This is a genomic window from Curtobacterium sp. MCLR17_007, from assembly GCF_003234655.2.
GTDB lineage: Bacteria > Actinomycetota > Actinomycetes > Actinomycetales > Microbacteriaceae > Curtobacterium.
Window position 1 is genome coordinate 1,152,266 of sequence record NZ_CP126271.1, and the last position, 15,165, is coordinate 1,167,430.

Annotated in this window: 17 protein-coding genes and 1 tRNA gene; 16 read left to right on the forward strand and 2 right to left on the reverse strand. The window is 72.4% G+C overall.

The genetic code is table 11. The annotated features are described in order from the left end of the window. Positions 1-2: 2 nt before the first annotated feature. Complete coding sequence (locus DEJ13_RS05565; protein ID WP_056121861.1) at positions 3-644, forward strand: hypothetical protein; 642 nt, start codon at positions 3-5, stop codon at positions 642-644. Positions 645-864: 220 nt separating this feature from the next. Here DEJ13_RS05565 and DEJ13_RS05570 read toward each other — a convergent pair whose 3' ends face one another. Next, the gene (locus tag DEJ13_RS05570; RefSeq protein ID WP_056121859.1) at positions 865-1,137 is read right to left on the reverse strand and encodes a DUF4031 domain-containing protein; all 273 of its coding nucleotides are present in this window, start codon (positions 1,135-1,137) and stop codon (positions 865-867) included. A gap of 185 nt (positions 1,138-1,322) precedes the next feature. Here DEJ13_RS05570 and rplU point away from each other — a divergent pair, with 185 nt between their 5' ends. From rplU to DEJ13_RS05620, 10 genes are all read left to right on the forward strand, one after another. Then, positions 1,323-1,631 (forward strand): 50S ribosomal protein L21, encoded by a 309-nt coding sequence (rplU, locus tag DEJ13_RS05575; RefSeq protein ID WP_056121857.1) that lies wholly within the window; start codon positions 1,323-1,325, stop codon positions 1,629-1,631. Positions 1,632-1,645: 14 nt separating this feature from the next. Further along, positions 1,646-1,897: a 50S ribosomal protein L27 gene (rpmA, locus tag DEJ13_RS05580; protein ID WP_056121855.1), complete on the forward strand. Its 252-nt coding sequence runs from the start codon at positions 1,646-1,648 to the stop codon at positions 1,895-1,897. Positions 1,898-1,998: 101 nt separating this feature from the next. Continuing rightward, the gene (gene obgE, locus DEJ13_RS05585; protein ID WP_111106965.1) at positions 1,999-3,522 is read left to right on the forward strand and encodes a GTPase ObgE; all 1,524 of its coding nucleotides are present in this window, start codon (positions 1,999-2,001) and stop codon (positions 3,520-3,522) included. Between the two features lie 7 nt (positions 3,523-3,529). Next, positions 3,530-4,342, forward strand: coding sequence for a glutamate 5-kinase (proB, locus tag DEJ13_RS05590; RefSeq protein ID WP_111106966.1), 813 nt, complete (start codon positions 3,530-3,532; stop codon positions 4,340-4,342). Between the two features lie 9 nt (positions 4,343-4,351). Then, positions 4,352-5,647: a glutamate-5-semialdehyde dehydrogenase gene (locus DEJ13_RS05595; RefSeq protein ID WP_111106967.1), complete on the forward strand. Its 1,296-nt coding sequence runs from the start codon at positions 4,352-4,354 to the stop codon at positions 5,645-5,647. 41 nt (positions 5,648-5,688) lie between these two features. After that, entirely contained in the window at positions 5,689-5,889 is a 201-nt protein-coding gene (locus DEJ13_RS05600) for a hypothetical protein (protein WP_056121847.1), read from the forward strand. Positions 5,890-5,900: 11 nt separating this feature from the next. Then, positions 5,901-6,500, forward strand: coding sequence for a nicotinate-nucleotide adenylyltransferase (gene nadD / locus DEJ13_RS05605; protein WP_082517867.1), 600 nt, complete (start codon positions 5,901-5,903; stop codon positions 6,498-6,500). Further along, positions 6,497-7,957 carry a hypothetical protein gene (locus DEJ13_RS05610; protein WP_111106968.1) on the forward strand — a complete coding sequence of 487 codons (1,461 nt, stop codon included), beginning with the start codon at positions 6,497-6,499 and terminating at the stop codon, positions 7,955-7,957. The genes nadD and DEJ13_RS05610 overlap by 4 nt, the downstream gene beginning before the upstream one ends. Before the next feature lie 105 nt (positions 7,958-8,062). Beyond that, positions 8,063-8,452, forward strand: a complete 390-nt coding sequence (rsfS, locus tag DEJ13_RS05615; RefSeq protein ID WP_056123738.1) for a ribosome silencing factor — start codon at positions 8,063-8,065, stop codon at positions 8,450-8,452. A gap of 126 nt (positions 8,453-8,578) precedes the next feature. Then, positions 8,579-8,651 (forward strand) — tRNA-Ala (locus tag DEJ13_RS05620). Between the two features lie 39 nt (positions 8,652-8,690). Here DEJ13_RS05620 and DEJ13_RS05625 read toward each other — a convergent pair. Further along, positions 8,691-9,926 carry a glycosyltransferase gene (locus DEJ13_RS05625; RefSeq protein WP_111106969.1) on the reverse strand — a complete coding sequence of 412 codons (1,236 nt, stop codon included), beginning with the start codon at positions 9,924-9,926 and terminating at the stop codon, positions 8,691-8,693. 39 nt (positions 9,927-9,965) lie between these two features. On the opposite strand from DEJ13_RS05625, the gene DEJ13_RS05630 reads away from it, so the two are divergent. From DEJ13_RS05630 to DEJ13_RS05650, 5 genes are read left to right on the forward strand one after another with little or no spacing between them, the layout of a single operon-like run. Next, entirely contained in the window at positions 9,966-10,934 is a 969-nt protein-coding gene (locus DEJ13_RS05630; RefSeq protein WP_111106970.1) for an NAD-dependent epimerase/dehydratase family protein, read from the forward strand. Next, positions 10,927-11,724, forward strand: a complete 798-nt coding sequence (locus DEJ13_RS05635) for an MBL fold metallo-hydrolase (RefSeq protein ID WP_111106971.1) — start codon at positions 10,927-10,929, stop codon at positions 11,722-11,724. The genes DEJ13_RS05630 and DEJ13_RS05635 overlap by 8 nt, the downstream gene beginning before the upstream one ends. Next, entirely contained in the window at positions 11,721-12,728 is a 1,008-nt protein-coding gene (locus DEJ13_RS05640; protein ID WP_111106972.1) for a 3-oxoacyl-[acyl-carrier-protein] synthase III C-terminal domain-containing protein, read from the forward strand. The genes DEJ13_RS05635 and DEJ13_RS05640 overlap by 4 nt, the downstream gene beginning before the upstream one ends. 28 nt (positions 12,729-12,756) lie before the next feature. Beyond that, entirely contained in the window at positions 12,757-13,680 is a 924-nt protein-coding gene (locus DEJ13_RS05645) for an aldose 1-epimerase family protein (protein ID WP_111106973.1), read from the forward strand. After that, complete coding sequence (locus DEJ13_RS05650) at positions 13,659-15,164, forward strand: anthranilate synthase component I family protein (RefSeq protein WP_181437036.1); 1,506 nt, start codon at positions 13,659-13,661, stop codon at positions 15,162-15,164. Before DEJ13_RS05645 ends, DEJ13_RS05650 begins: the two co-directional genes overlap by 22 nt. Position 15,165 lies beyond the last annotated feature (1 nt).

The following is a 15,165-nucleotide window of genomic DNA, read 5'->3' on the forward strand; positions in this document are numbered from 1 at the left end:
GGGTGGTCGGGGACCCGACGCGTGCGTTCGCTCCCGGTGCCTCACGCGAGGGCACCGCAGGCGCGCTGATCGCCGTCGTCGGGGTCCTCGCCGTCCAGGCCGTGTCCGGGCTCGCCGGCATGCTCGGCACCAGCCTGTACATCGGCCCGTTCGCCTTCCACGGCGGGCAGAACATCGTCCTCGAGTTCGCCACCGCGGTGTTCGTCAGCCCGTTCCCGTTCTACGTCGGGGCGTTCCTGACGCTCGCGTTCCTGACACCGGTCACCCGGCGCAGCCCACTGCCGACGGTGCTGCTGCGTGCCGTCCTCGGCGGTGCGGGCGGCACGGTCGCGCTGGCACTCGTCGGCGTGTTCACCGGCGCGTACGGCGCGGTCGCCGACGGGCCACGACACCTGGTCACCGACGTGCTCACGACACCGCTGCAGCGGGGCGTGCCCCTGACGGCGATCCTGCTGGCCGCCGCGACGGTGGCCTGGCTGTGGCTCGGTCGCCCGCGTGGTTCCTCCCGGACGTCCGGCCGGCGCGCCGGCGCGCCGGGCACCACGCCGGGGACGGTCCGACCCGCCGACGCCGTCCCGCCGCCCTCGTTCCCGCAGCAGCCGCCGCGTCCGCCCGCGGGCCAGTGGGGTCCGCCCCGCACCTGACGCGTGCCGTGCGCTGTCCCCCCGTCCCCCCAGGTTCCAGAATTCTGGCATCTCGAGGTGTCGGACCGGCGAGACGCGTCACTGCGTGGACCGTGAGCGGCAGGTCCCCACACCGCGACCAGCAGCGGGCCGCCGGCGCGGTCGCCGCAGAGCGCTCGGACGGGAGGACCGTGGCGGGCCCGCACCGGGCCTCCAGGCCGTCGTTCGTCGCGCGGCGCCGTCAGGTGGCGCGCTTGTCGCGCTGCGCCACGCGCAGACCGCTCCCGATCAGGCGGAGGACGAGCTCTCGGCCCGACACCGCCTGGGCCCCGAGTGCGACGAGTTCGTCGTAGCGGGCGAGCGGCACGTCGTAGTGGTCGTGGTCGAACGCGCGGCGCGGCACACCGGCGCGTGCAGCGAAGGCGTGGAGTTCCGCGTAGGATGTGTCACTGACGAGGTGCGACCACACGGTTTCGTGTGCGGGCCACGTCGGCGGGTCGATCAACACGGTCACTCCGACAGACTACGTGTGTCGCCGTTTGACCGGACCCATGGGCATCGAGTATTCTCGTTCCTCGGTGTCACTGTGCCGTCCGGTCAGCTGGCCGTACCGCCTGTGGCTGGTCATCGGTTCCGACCGACCCGATCGTGCCCGGGCACCCGAGACTTCCCTCAAGCAGAGTTACGTAAGGATTCCACGTGGTTTACGCAGTAGTGCGCGCCGGCGGCCGTCAGGAGAAGGTCGAGGTCGGCACGATCATCACCATCGATCGCGCCAAGGCCGATGACCAGGGCAACATCGAGCTCGCGCCCGTGCTCCTCGTGGACGGTGACTCGATCACCTCCGCCGCGTCCGACCTGGCCAAAGTGACCGTCACCGCCGAGGTGCTCGGTGACCTCCGCGGCAAGAAGGTCATCATCCAGAAGTTCAAGAACAAGACCGGTTACAAGAAGCGCCAGGGCTTCCGCGCGGACCTCACGCGCGTCAAGGTCACGAAGATCGCGTAAGGCGGGAGACAGACATGGCACACAAGAAGGGTGCGAGTTCCACTCGCAACGGCCGCGACTCGAACGCACAGCGCCTCGGTGTGAAGCGCTTCGGCGGACAGGTCGTCAACGCCGGTGAGATCATCGTCCGCCAGCGCGGCACGCACTTCCACCCGGGCGCCAACGTCGGCCGCGGTGGCGACGACACGCTGTTCGCGCTGGCCGCCGGCTCGGTCGAGTTCGGGACCAAGGGTGGCCGCAAGGTCATCAACATCGTCAACGCGTAAGCGTTCCCGACGACGCAAGTTCTTGGAAGAGGGGCAGGCCGAGCGCCTGCCCCTCTTTCTCATTCCTGTACGGCCCCATTCCTACGAAAGTGTGACAACCGATGGCGACGTTCGTCGACGACGTGGTCCTGCACCTCAGCGCGGGGAACGGCGGCAACGGCTGCGTGTCCGTCCGTCGCGAGAAGTTCAAGCCGCTGGCCGGCCCGGACGGTGGCAACGGCGGTGACGGTGGCGACATCGTGCTCGTCGCCGACCCGCAGGTGACGACCCTGCTCGGGTACCACCGGTCTCCGCACCGGTCCAGCAAGAACGGCCAGCCCGGCATGGGGGACATGCGCAGCGGGATCTCCGGCGAGGTCCTCGAGCTGCCGGTCCCCGTCGGCACCGTCGTGTACGACGAGAACGGCGACCTGCTCGCCGACATGACCGAAGCCGGCATGCGCGTCGTCGTCGCGCAGGGCGGTCAGGGCGGCCTCGGCAACGCCGCCCTCGCGACCACCAAGCGCAAGGCCCCCGGCTTCGCGTTGCTCGGCACCGATGGCGAGGGCGGCGACGTCCGGCTCGAGCTGAAGACGATCGCCGACGTCGCACTGGTCGGGTTCCCGAGCGCCGGCAAGTCCTCGCTCATCGCCGCGGTCTCCGCCGCCAAGCCGAAGATCGCCGACTACCCCTTCACGACCCTGACGCCGAACCTGGGTGTCGTCGAGTCCGGCGAGGTCCGCTTCACCGTTGCCGACGTCCCCGGCCTGATCGAGGGCGCGTCCGAGGGCAAGGGCCTGGGGCTCGAGTTCCTGCGCCACGTCGAACGCTGCGAGGTGTTGCTGCACGTCATCGACTGCGCCACGCTCGACCCGGGCCGCGACCCGGTCAGCGACCTCGACGTCCTGCTCGCCGAGCTCGAGCGCTACCCGGTCCCCGAGGGGCAGGTCCCGCTGCTCGAGCGTCCGCAGCTCATCGCGCTCAACAAGGTCGACGTCCCGGACGCCGCCGAGCTCGCCGCGTTCGTCACCCCCGAGCTCGAGGCCCGCGGCTACCGCGTGTTCCCGATCTCGACCGCCTCGCACGCCGGGCTCCGCGAGCTCTCGTTCGCGCTCGCCGGCATCGTCGAAGCGGCCCGCGCGGCTGCCGCAGCCGAGCCGGTCCAGGAGCGCATCGTCATCCGTCCGAAGGCCGTCGACGCGAAGGGCGGGTTCACCGTCCGTGCCGAGGGCGGCGAGGAGCACCGCTTCTACCGGGTCCGTGGTTCCAAGCCCGAGCGCTGGGTGCAGCAGACGGACTTCGAGAACGAGGAGGCGATCGGCTACCTGGCCGACCGGCTCGCCAAGCTCGGCGTCGAGGACGGCCTGTTCAAGGCCGGCGCCGTCGCCGGGTCCACGGTCGTCATCGGTGGCGACGGCGGCATGATCTTCGACTGGGAGCCCACACTCACGTCCACCGCCGAGCTCATCACGAGCGCGCGCGGAACCGACGCCCGTGTCGACATGAACATGCGGCCGACCCGCAACCAGCGCCGCGAGGAGTACTTCGAGCGCATGGACGCCAAGGCCGCCGCGCGCGCCGAGCTCGAGTCCGAGCGCAAGTCCGGTCTGTGGGCCGACGACGACGCCGTCGAGGGCAAGGACTGACCCCGGCATGACCGACACGACCGGCCAGCCCGCACTCGGGGCCGTCCGTCAGCGCGCGGACGTCCCACGTGCCCGGCGCATCGTGGTCAAGGTCGGGTCCTCGTCGGTCAGCGGCGAGGCAACCGCGCAGATCGGCCCGCTGGTCGATGCGCTGGCCGCCGCCCACGGCCGGGGGACCGAGGTCGTCCTGGTCTCCTCCGGCGCGATCGCCACCGGGTTCCCGTTCCTCGGGCTCGCGGGCAAGCCGGACGACCTCGCCACGCAGCAGGCGGCAGCTGCCACCGGGCAGAACGTCCTGATGTTCCGGTACCAGCAGCAGCTCGACCGGCACGCGCTCATCGCCGCCCAGGTCCTGCTCACCGCCGGCGACCTGCAGAACCCGACACACCGCGTGAACGCGCAGCGGGCGATGGACCGGTTGCTCGCCCTGCGGGTGCTGCCGATCGTCAACGAGAACGACACCGTGGCGACGCACGAGATCCGGTTCGGCGACAACGACCGACTCGCCGCCCTGGTCGCACGGTTGCTCGGTGCCGATGCCCTCGTGCTGCTGTCGGACGTCGAGTCGCTCTACACGCGTCCTCCCGAGCAGCCGGGTGCCGAGCGCATCGACGAGGTCCCGTTCGGGGACGAGCTCGCCGGGGTGACGTTCGGCTCGATCGGCGCGGCCGGGGTCGGCACCGGGGGAGCGGGCACCAAGGTCGCCGCTGCCCGACTCGCCGCCGAGGCCGGCACGTCCGTGCTCGTGACCGCCACGGCGCTGGTGGCACAGGCACTGGACGGCGACCACGTCGGGACCTGGTTCCACGCCGCGCCCTAGACTCCTGTCATGTCCAGCCCTGTCACGTCGCTGCCCGCACGCGTGCCCACCGGAGCCGTGCCGAGCCTCCAGGACCGGCTCGTCGCTGCCCGCGCCGCGGCGCAGGTGCTGGCCACCTCGACCACGGCGGTCAAGGACGCGGCGCTCCGTGCGATCGCCGCGTCGCTCCGGGCGGGCGCGGACGACGTCGTGTTCGCGAACCACGCCGACCTGGTCGCGGGTGAGGACGCCGGGCTGTCGTCCGGGCTGCTCGACCGGCTCCGGCTCGACCCCGAGCGCATCGAGTCCCTCGCTGCCGCAGTCGAGCAGGTCGTCGGTCTGACGGACCCCGTCGGGCAGTCGGTCCGGGGGTCGGTCCTGCCGAACGGGCTGCAGCTCTCGCAGGTCCGGGTCCCGTTCGGGGTCGTCGGGGCGATCTACGAGGCGCGGCCGAACGTCACCGTCGACATCGCGAGCCTGGCGCTCAAGAGCGGCAACGCGGTGGTGCTGCGGGGCGGGTCCGCTGCCGAGCGCACGAACGCCGTCCTGGTCGCCCGCATCCAGGACGCCGTCGCGTCGGTGGGACTGCCGCGGGAGCTGGTCCAGACCATCGACCCGTTCGGTCGTGCCGGTGCAACCGAGCTCATGCGTGCGCGAGGCCTGGTCGACGTCCTCATCCCGCGTGGCAGCGCATCGCTGATCCAGACGGTCGTCACCGAGTCGCGGGTCCCCGTGATCGAGACCGGGGCCGGGGTCGTGCACGTGTTCCTCGACGCGTCGGCGCCGCTCGACCGGTCCGTCGACATCGTCCTCAACAGCAAGGTGCAGCGGCCGAGCGTGTGCAACGCGCTCGAGACCCTGCTGGTGCACCGCGACGCGGCCGAGCGGCTGCTCCCGACCCTCGCCGCACGGCTGCGCGCTGCCGGGGTCACCCTGCGCGGCGACGACGAGACCCGGGCCGTCGTCCCCGGTGTGCTCCGCGCGACCGAGGCAGACTGGGCGACCGAGTCGATGGACCTCGACCTGTCGATCCGGGTGGTCGCCGACGTCGACCAGGCCATGGCGCACATCGCCGAGTACTCCACGCACCACACCGAGTCGATCGTGACGAACGACGTCGACACGTCCGAGCGGTTCCTCGCCGCGGTGGACTCCGCCGTGGTGATGGTGAACGCCTCGACGCGGTTCACCGACGGCGGCGAGTTCGGCTTCGGCACCGAGGTCGGGATCTCCACGCAGAAGCTGCACGCGCGTGGCCCGATGGGGCTGCCGGAACTCACGAGCACGAAGTGGGTCGTGCGCGGACAGGGTCAGATCCGCGGCTAGACTGACCTGCAGCCTTCCTCGACCGATCGGAGCACCGCACCATGACCGTCCTCGCACAAGCAGCCGAGCACGCCTCGTCGGTGCCCGCGTTCATCTTCCCGGTCGTGGCTGCAGCGTTCTTCGCGTTCCTCGGCTTCGTGACCTGGTCCTTCCGCGACGTGGCCTACCGCCACTCCAACAAGTTCGAAGCGACCCGCACCCACGAGACCGGTGTGGACGAGTTCGGCCACACCAAGATCTGACGCGCCGCTCGATGCTCGAGAGCTCGGGACGGCCCCGCATCGGTGTGATGGGCGGCACGTTCGACCCCATCCACCACGGTCACCTCGTGGCGGCGTCCGAAGTCGCCAAGTCGTTCGACCTCGACGAAGTGGTGTTCGTCCCCACCGGACAGCCCTACATGAAGTCGGGCGTCACGGACGCTGAACACCGCTACCTGATGACGGTCATCGCGACCGCGTCCAACCCCATGTTCACGGTCAGCCGCGTCGACATCGACCGTCCGGGTCCGACCTACACGGTGGACACGTTGCAGGACCTGCACGAACAGCGTCCTGACGCTCAGCTCGTCTTCATCTCGGGCGCAGACGCTGTCCAGCAGATCGTCGACTGGAAGGACCATGATGGGCTCTGGGACCTCGCGCACTTCGTCGCGGTCACGCGTCCGGGGCACAACCTGAGCATCACCGGACTCCCCGAGCGCGACGTAAGCTTGCTCGAAGTCCCGGCGCTGGCCATCTCGTCGACCGATTGTCGCGAACGGGTGCGACGCGGGAACCCCGTGTGGTACTTGGTCCCGGACGGCGTCGTCCAGTACATCACCAAGCACCATCTGTATCGGAGCGTTGCATGAGTCCGTCCGACGCGCAGCCGCCGTCCGACGCGCAGCCGCCACTGTCGCGGCGCCAGGCGCGCGAGCGTGAGCGCGCCGCCTCGGCAGGCGCACAGCCCGCGACCCCACCCCCGACCGTCGCAGCACCGGCCACCGGTTCGTCCGACAGCGGCCGCCGCCGACCGGGGTCCCACGTGGCGCCCGTGGGTGCGGCCCCGTCCCAGACGTCCGGCCGACCCGAGTCCGCCCCGGGTGCGGTGGCCATCGCACCCGTCCCGCAGGGCGTGCCCGACCTGCCGCCCGCCTCGGCGACCGAGATCGTCCCCGGCACCGGCGGGCTCACCCGTCGGCAGATCCGGTTGATGCGCGAGGCCGAGGGCCAGGCGGTCCGTCCGGTCCCGCTCCAGAACCCCACCCCGCAGTCGTCGGACCGCACCGTGCAGGACGTCCTGGGCACCGTCGCGTCCCTGCACGACGACGATGGCGCCACCACGCCGCCCACGGCACCGTCCGGCTTCGCCGGCAACCGCGCGCCGGCCGTCCCGGTCCCCGACGCGTCGACACCGATGAACCCGCCGACGCCGCCCGAGCCGGAGCCGGAATCGGACCCCGTCGTGGCTCCGTCGGACTGGCAGGAACCGGCGGCCGAGGTCACCGAGCTCGACCCGGCTGCCGTCGAGCAGGCCACGTCGGCCGACGGGTCGCCCGACGCGATCGAACCGCTCGAGACCGCGGCCGCGCACGCCGAGGAACCCCGCCGGCACCGGTCCACCTGGGCGCCGCAGTCCGACGACGACACGCAGCCGTCACCCGCACCCGACACGTCCGACGACAGCGGCCTTGCCCCCGCGGCTGCGACTCCCGGCGTGTTCCCCCTGGTGCTCGACGGTGACGTCGACGACAGCGACGACGACACCAACGAGGTCCCGGTCCAGGCCGAGGCGCCCGGAGTCGCCTTCCGTCGTCCAGCCGAGCCGAAGCCGCTGACCACCGCGTTCGAGCCGCCCGTCGGACACTGGTCCACCCAGGCGCACGACTCGAACGACACCGAGGTCCACGACGAGGAGACCGGTACCCGTCGCGTCGCCGAGACCCGGACGAACGCGATCATCCTGCCGAACTCCGCCCTCGCCGACCCGACCGGTGCGCTCAACGCGACCGGCGAGGTCATCCTGACCGGCTCGATCGACCTGCCGGCGTCGCTGTCCTCGACCGGGTCGCACCGGCCGATCGACGGCGCCGAGGTCGACCGTCTGCTCGAGCAGCACGACGAGCAGCCCGAGACGGACGCCAGCCCGGTGCGGGCGAGCCGCGCGGTGTCGAGCCACACGTCGACGCGGCAGGTGGTGCTCGCTGCGGCAAAGCCCAAGGAGTCCCGCGCGCCGATGATCCTGTTCATCACCGTCGGGGGCATCTGCGTCGCGGCAGCCGCCGTCATCGTGGTCGCGCTCGTGTCGACGAACTTCTTCGGGTCCTGACCGGTCCGTCCGGTCACCCCTGAGCCCTCCCTCGCCGCCGTCGGTGGCGTGGCCTATGATCGTGTCGCGTCCGGCAGAGTGCTGGACGACAACCGGAAGGACTCCGTGACCGCCTCCTCTCGCGCACTGGAACTCACGCAGGTCGCCGCTCGCGCGGCTGACGCCAAGCAGGCCGAAGACCTCGTCGCACTCGACGTGACGGGCCCCCTGCAGCTCACTGACGTGTTCCTGCTGGCCACCGGGCGCAACGAGCGCAACGTGATGGCCATCGCCGATGAGGTCGAGGACCGGATGCTCCAGGCGGGTGCGAAGACGCTCCGTCGCGAAGGCCGCAGCGAAGGTCGGTGGGTCCTCATCGACTTCGGCGACGTCGTCGTGCACGTCTTCCACGAGGAAGACCGGCAGTACTACTCGCTCGAGCGGCTCTGGTCGGACTGCCCGACGATCTCGCTCGAGATCGGTGCCGACGCAGCGACCGCCGAGCACTCCGCGTAGCGAGCCCCCGACGCGCCCGGGGGACGGCATCGATTTCCTCCCCGGGGTCGACGATGGTGTACGCTGCACTGGTGCCTCTGGGAGACCAGGGGAACGAAAGTGCCGGACACGGGAAAGTGTCCGCATGGGTCTGTGGCGCAGCTGGTAGCGCACCTGCATGGCATGCAGGGGGTCAGGGGTTCGAGTCCCCTCAGATCCACCCAAACAACATAGCTCGACCCAGACGAAGCCCCGCTGATCACCGGTCAGTGGGGCTTCGTCGTTCTCCGCCTCGACGGTCATCGACCACACGGTCGTAGACCTCGACGATCGCCCGGGTCTGCTGCTCCACCCGGCTGCGCGCCGCGACCATCGCGCGACTGGCCGTCGTGACCAGGGCCGGGTCCGCACGCAGGCGGCGGATCGTGGACACCAGACCGTCGGCGTCGGGCGTCGGTGGGCAGAAGCCACCGTGCTCCGGCACCACCTCGGCGAGGTCCGGGTCGGTGTGCACGACGGGCAGTCCGGACGCGATCGCCTCGAGCATCACCATCGGCTGGTTGTCGAAGCCTGACGAACTCGAGACCAGCAGGTGGGCGTCGTGCATCGCGTGGAGGACCTGTCGGTGCGACACCGCCCCGTGCAGGACGACCGGCGTGTCCCGAGCGGCTCGGCGCACCGCCGACCGAGCGACCCCGTCGCCGTACACGTGGACCTCCACGCCGTCGGGGAACCGGTGCGCGGCGTCGACGAGCACCTCCGGACGCTTCTCCGGGGACAGCCGCCCCACCCACACGATGCGCAAGGGATCGCCCGCGTGCAGCAGGCGCACGTGACCGGGGCCGACAGCCGCGAGCACGGACGGCTCGAGCCCGTTGGACACCACCGACACCGGGGTGCGTACGCCGCGGTCGACGAGTCGCCGGGCGAAGTGCGCGGACGGCACGACGACGTGGTCGCTCGCCCGGGACTGCGCGAGCATCACCCGCCACATCCGCCGGGCAGCCCGGGTCGCGGTGTCCGCGGAGTCGGCCGCCACCGTGATGCCGGCGTGGCTCACCTGACCACCGTGCAGGCGTGCGAGCAGCGCGGTCGTCACGCCGGGGAGCGGCAGCACGTGCTGCGTGTACACGTCGATGCGACCGTGCATGGTGTGCACCACCGGCAGACCCAGGTCATCGGCCGCGCGGACGCCGCCGAGCGCGGCGAACATCTCGGAGTGGGTGTGCACGACGTCGATCCCACGCGCGGCGAACTCGCGCCGGAGCACGGACCGCACCCGGGCCGGTGTCCAGGCGAACGGGTAGCCGTCGGGGCGGAACACCGGGGACACCGGGAGGCCGACCACCCCCGGGTCGGTGGACGTGGTCGCGAGGGGACAGAACACCGTGACGTCGTGGCCCGCGCTCCGGAGGCTCTCGGCGAGCGCCCGGACGGCGGTCTGCACGCCGCCGAGCGTCGGCAGGTAGTAGTCGGTGACCAGGGCGATCCGCACGACCGGAGCCTAGGGGACCCGCCCCCTAGGATCGTCGGCATGGGGGAGCGGGTACTCGTCACGGGCGCGAGCGGGTTCCTCGGCGGGTACGTCGTCCGGGACCTCCGCGCACACGGGTACGTCGTCGTCGCCGCCGGCCGCCGTGCCGAGGCGCTCCCGGACGGGCCGACCTTCGTGGGGGACCTGGACGATCTGGGACGCGCTGGCGCGCCCGACACCGGACCCGTCGACGTGGTGGTGCACTGTGCCGCGCTGTCCTCGCCCTGGGGCCGGTGGGCGGAGTTCGAGCACGCGAACGTCACCGGGACGGCACGGGTGCTGGGGTACGCACGCCGTGTCGGAGCACGTCGGCTCGTGCACATCTCGTCCCCGGGGATCTACGCCGCCCCGCGCGACCGGCTGGCGATCCGCGAGGACCAGGTGGACCCGAGCCGCCCGATGAACCACTACATCCGGTCGAAGCTGCACGCCGAGGCCCTCGTCCGCGCAGCGACGGGCCCGGAGACCGTCGTGCTGCGCCCGCGCGGGATCATCGGCGTCGGGGACCCGGCGCTCGTCCCGCGGTTGCTGCGGGTGCACGAGCGCGTCGGGGTCCCGCTCCTGCACGGCGGTCGGGGGCTCGTCGACCTGACGGCGGTCGAGAACGTGGCGCTCGCCGTCCGGTTGGCGGTCGAGGTGCCCGAGGCGCAGGGTCGCGCGTTCAACGTCACGAACGGCGACCCGCGGCCGTTCGTCGAGCTGCTCGACCAGCTGTTGACCGGTCTCGGCCTGCCGCTGCGGCATCGTCCGCTGCCCGCCGGTGCCGTGTACGGGATCGCGGCCGCGCTCGAGGCCGTCTGCGGTGTGCTCCCCGGCCGCCCCGAGCCGCCCGTCACGCGGTACACCGTGTCCACGATCACCCACTCGCAGACGCTCGACATCAGCCGTGCCCGTGACGTGCTCGGGTACGCGCCGGCCGTCACGCTCGACGCGAGCCTGGCCAGCTACGCGGAGCACCGACGTGGGTAGCCTCCGCGCGTTCGCGGGCGGGACGACCTCGCACGGCATGCACCAGCTGCTGCGCGGGGCTCCGCGCGAGCGGCGGGTGTTCCCCGCCGGGGTGTTCCTGTACGAGGCGGACGACCGCCGGGTGCTGTTCGACACCGGCTACGCCGAGCACCCCTGGCGGACCGGTGCCGCCGGGTGGGCGTACCGCCGGCTGTTGCCGCCGGACGTGCCGCCCGGCGCGACGGTCGCCGAACAGCTCGACCCCGCGACGGTCACGCACGTGGTGCTCTCGCACCTGCACCCGGACCACGTGGGCGGTCTGCGGTCGTTCCCGCACGCGACGCTGGTCGTCACCGAGGCGGTGCACCGAGCGATGCAGCGTCCCCGCGTGCGCGAGGGGGTGCTGCGCGGTCTCCTGCCGACGGCGGCACGTCCGGGACCCGTCCACGTCGTCCCCCGATCGGCGTTCCGACCCGGTCCGCTCGGCCTGGACACCGCTGACCTGTTCGACGACGGGTCGTACCTGCTCGTCGACCTGCCGGGGCACGCTGACGGGCACCTCGGCGCCCTGGTGGAGGACCGGGTGCTGGTGGCCGGTGACGCGGCCTGGGGCCGCGACCTGCTGGGGCAGGAACACCGGATCCGCGCGGTGCCACGCGCCGTCGCGCACGACGCCGACGCCCAGGCCCGGACGGCACGGACGCTGCTCGACGCCGAGCGTGCCGGTGTGCGCCTGGCGTTCAGCCACGACGCACACCCGACGGGCGTCGACCTGCTCGCACCGAGACCGCACCACCTGGGGGGACCATGAAGACCTGTCGCATCACCGGCTGGGGCACGTACCTGCCCGACGACACCGTGACGTTCGCCACCCGGTCGGGGACCGCCACGCGCTACCGCGTCGCGGACGACGTGTCGCAGCTCGACATGCTCGTCGCAGCGGCCGACCGGGCGATCCGCCGGGCCGACCTGGGACCGGACGACGTCGACTGTGTGATCGCGGCGTGCGCCGCTGGCGTCCAACCGATCCCGTGCACGGCTGCCCTTGTGATGGAACGCGTCGCCCCCGGGGCACGCGCCGCGGCCTTCGACGTGAACTCCACCTGCACGAGCTTCATCACCGCGCTCGACATCGCGTCGCGCTACCTGGCCGACGGGGTGTACGAGCACGTCCTGATCGTGTCGGGGGACGTCGGGTCACGGTTCCTCGACCCGGCGGAGCGGGAGTCCTGGGAACTGTTCTCGGACGCGGCGGCCGCCGTCGTGGTGAGCCGCGCCGGGGCCACCCCTGCGGACCGCCCCGACGTCGACGCGCGCCCCGACGTCGACGTCCTCCCCGACGTCGACGTCCGCCCCGGCGTCCTGGCCAGCCTGCAGCAGACCTGGCCAGCACACGCGCACGACACCGAGCTGCGCGGTGGCCTCTCCCGGTTCCCGGCCCAGGACTACGCCGACGGCGACCCGGCCGACTACCGCTTCGACATGCACGGCCGTCGTGCGCTCATGGGCATGCTCCGGGTCCTGCCGGGGTTCTTCGAGCGGTTCTTCACCGCGGCCGGGATCGGCGTCGAGGACCTGGACCTGGTCGTGCCGCACCAGGCGAGCGGAGCGCTCGGCATCGCGATGCGCCGGGTCGGCATCCCCGACGGCGCCTACGTCGACGCGGTCGCGGAGTACGGCAACATGGTCTCCGCCTCGGTGCCGTACACGCTGGCGACGTGCCTGGACGACGGCCGGGTGCGCCGCGGCGACACGGTGCTGCTGTGCGGGACGGCGGCAGGCCTGACCGCGAACGCACTCGCGCTGCGCCTGTGACGCACCCGCGCGCCGCTACGCTGAGCGCATGAGCACCGACGCCCCGCTGTCCGGCACGCAGCTGACCATCTCCGCCGCCGGCTCCACCGCCCGGATCGCGACCGTCGGGGCGACGCTCCGCTCCCTGCAGCACGACGACCGTGACCTGGTCGTGCCCTTCGACGCCGACCAGGTCCGTCCCGCGTTCCGCGGCGCCGTGCTGGCCCCGTGGCCGAACCGCGTCGTCGACGGCCGGTACACGTTCGACGGCGACGAGCACGAGCTCGCGCTCACCGAGCCGAAGCGCTCGCACGCGCTGCACGGACTGGCCGCCTGGACGGACTTCGACGTCGAGTCCGTCGCCGCCGACCGCGTCGTGCTCAGCACCACCGTGCAGGCGCAGGAGGGCTACCCCTTCCGCGTGGTCGTCCGGGTCGAGTACCGGATCGACGCCGACGGGCTGCACACGACGGTCACCGGCACGAACACCGGCGACCGTCCGGCGCCGTGGGGGACCGGTCCGCACCCGTACCTGGTCGCGGGCGCCGGCACGGTCGACGACTGGGCGCTGACGCTGCCCGCGGCGGAGGTGCTCGAGGTCACGCCCGACCGTCTGATGCCGACCGACCTGGTCCCCGTGCACGACGAGTTCGACCTGCGCACGGCGACGCCGATCGGCACCCGGTTCATCGACCATGCCTTCACCGGCTTCGACCGTGACGCCGAGGGCACCGCGACCATCACGCTGACGGCGGCGGACGGTCACGGCGTTCGGATGCTCTTCGGCACGGACTGCCCGTGGGCCCAGGTGCACACCGCCGACCACGTCGTGCCCGAGTACCACCGCGTCGGACTGGCCGTCGAACCGATGACGTGCGCCCCGGACGCGTTCAACGCCGGACACGACCGGGGGCTCGTCGTGCTCGAACCCGGTGCGTCGCACCCCGCCTCGTGGACGATCCAGGCGGTCTGACCCCGCGGATCGCGTCGCGTCGGCTCGACGCGGTCGACCTCGAGGCGCTCGCCGTCGGACAGGACGGCGAGTTCGTCTGGCTCGACTCGGCCCTGCCCGCGGGGGCCCCGCCACGCGCTCGGGACCGAGCACGCTGGTCCGTCCTGGCGCCGTGCGACGGCCCGTTCGCCACGCGGTTCCGGCACGAGGCACGGCGCGCGGTGCTCGACGTGCCCACGGCCGCCGCGACGTGGTTCGGCCCGAGCCGCTCCGAGGACCGCCCCGCCTTCGCCGTGCTGCGCGACCTGCTGTGCCGGACGCCGACACTCGAGGAACCACTCCCCGGACTCGGCTTCGCGCTCGGCTGGGTCGGGTTCCTCGGCTACGAGCTCGGCCGTGAGTCGGGCGGTGCGGACCGGACCGCCCGGCGACACGCCGACGCCGAGCTGTGGTTCGTGGACCGGGCGGTCGTCGTCCGCGACGACGGCGCGGCGTGGGCGCTCGCCCTGGTGAGCGACGCGGAACCGGCGGCGACGTCGGCGAACCAGGCGTGGCTCGAGTCGGTGACCGGTCCGCCGACCGTTCCGAGCGGGACCGTCGGCACCACGAGCCTCCCGACCGGTGTGGCGGCGACCGGTCGCGTCACGCGCGCCGCCCACGAGCGTTCGGTCGACGCGTGCCGCGCCGAGATCCGTGAGGGCAACGCCTTCCAGGTGTGTCTCACGACCGTCTTCACCCTGCCGGTGGCCGGACGGGAGGCCCTGGTCGACTCCGACGCGGACCCGCAGCTCGCCGAGTACCTGCGGATGCGGGCGGTCGACCCCGTCCCGTTCGCTGCGTACCTGCGGCTCGGCCCGCTGCGTGTGGCCAGCCGGTCGCCGGAGCGGTTCCTGCGGATCGGGGCGGACGGGACGGTGCTGGCGGAGCCGATCAAGGGGACTCGCCGACGGTCCCCGGACCCGGTGGCGGACCGGACGGTCCGGGCGGAGCTGGCGGCGAGCGTGAAGGACCGGGCCGAGAACGTGATGATCGTGGACCTCATGCGGAACGACCTGCTGCGGACGGCGGTGCCGGGGTCGGTGCACGTCGACCGCCTGTGCGACGTCGAGACGTACGCCAGCGTGCACCAGATGGTGTCGACGATCGGTGCGCGGGTGCCGGAGGGGACCTCGCGGGCGGAGGTCGTGCGGGCGGCGTTCCCACCGGGGTCGATGACGGGGGCGCCGAAGACCAGCGCGATGGCGATCGCCGACCGGCTCGAGGACGCGCCGCGCGGGGTCTACTCGGGCGTGATCGGGTACTTCTCGGCGAGCGGGGCGGTCGACCTGTCGGTGGTGATCCGCACACTGGTGACGGTGGTCGGTCCTGCGGGGTCCGCGGTCTCGCGCACGCTCGGAGCCGGCGGGGCGGTGACCTGGTCGTCCGTCGCGGCGGACGAGGCGACCGAGGTCGAGACGAAGACGCGCTCGGTCCTCGGCAGTCTGGGGGCCGTCGCCCGCTGGTGAC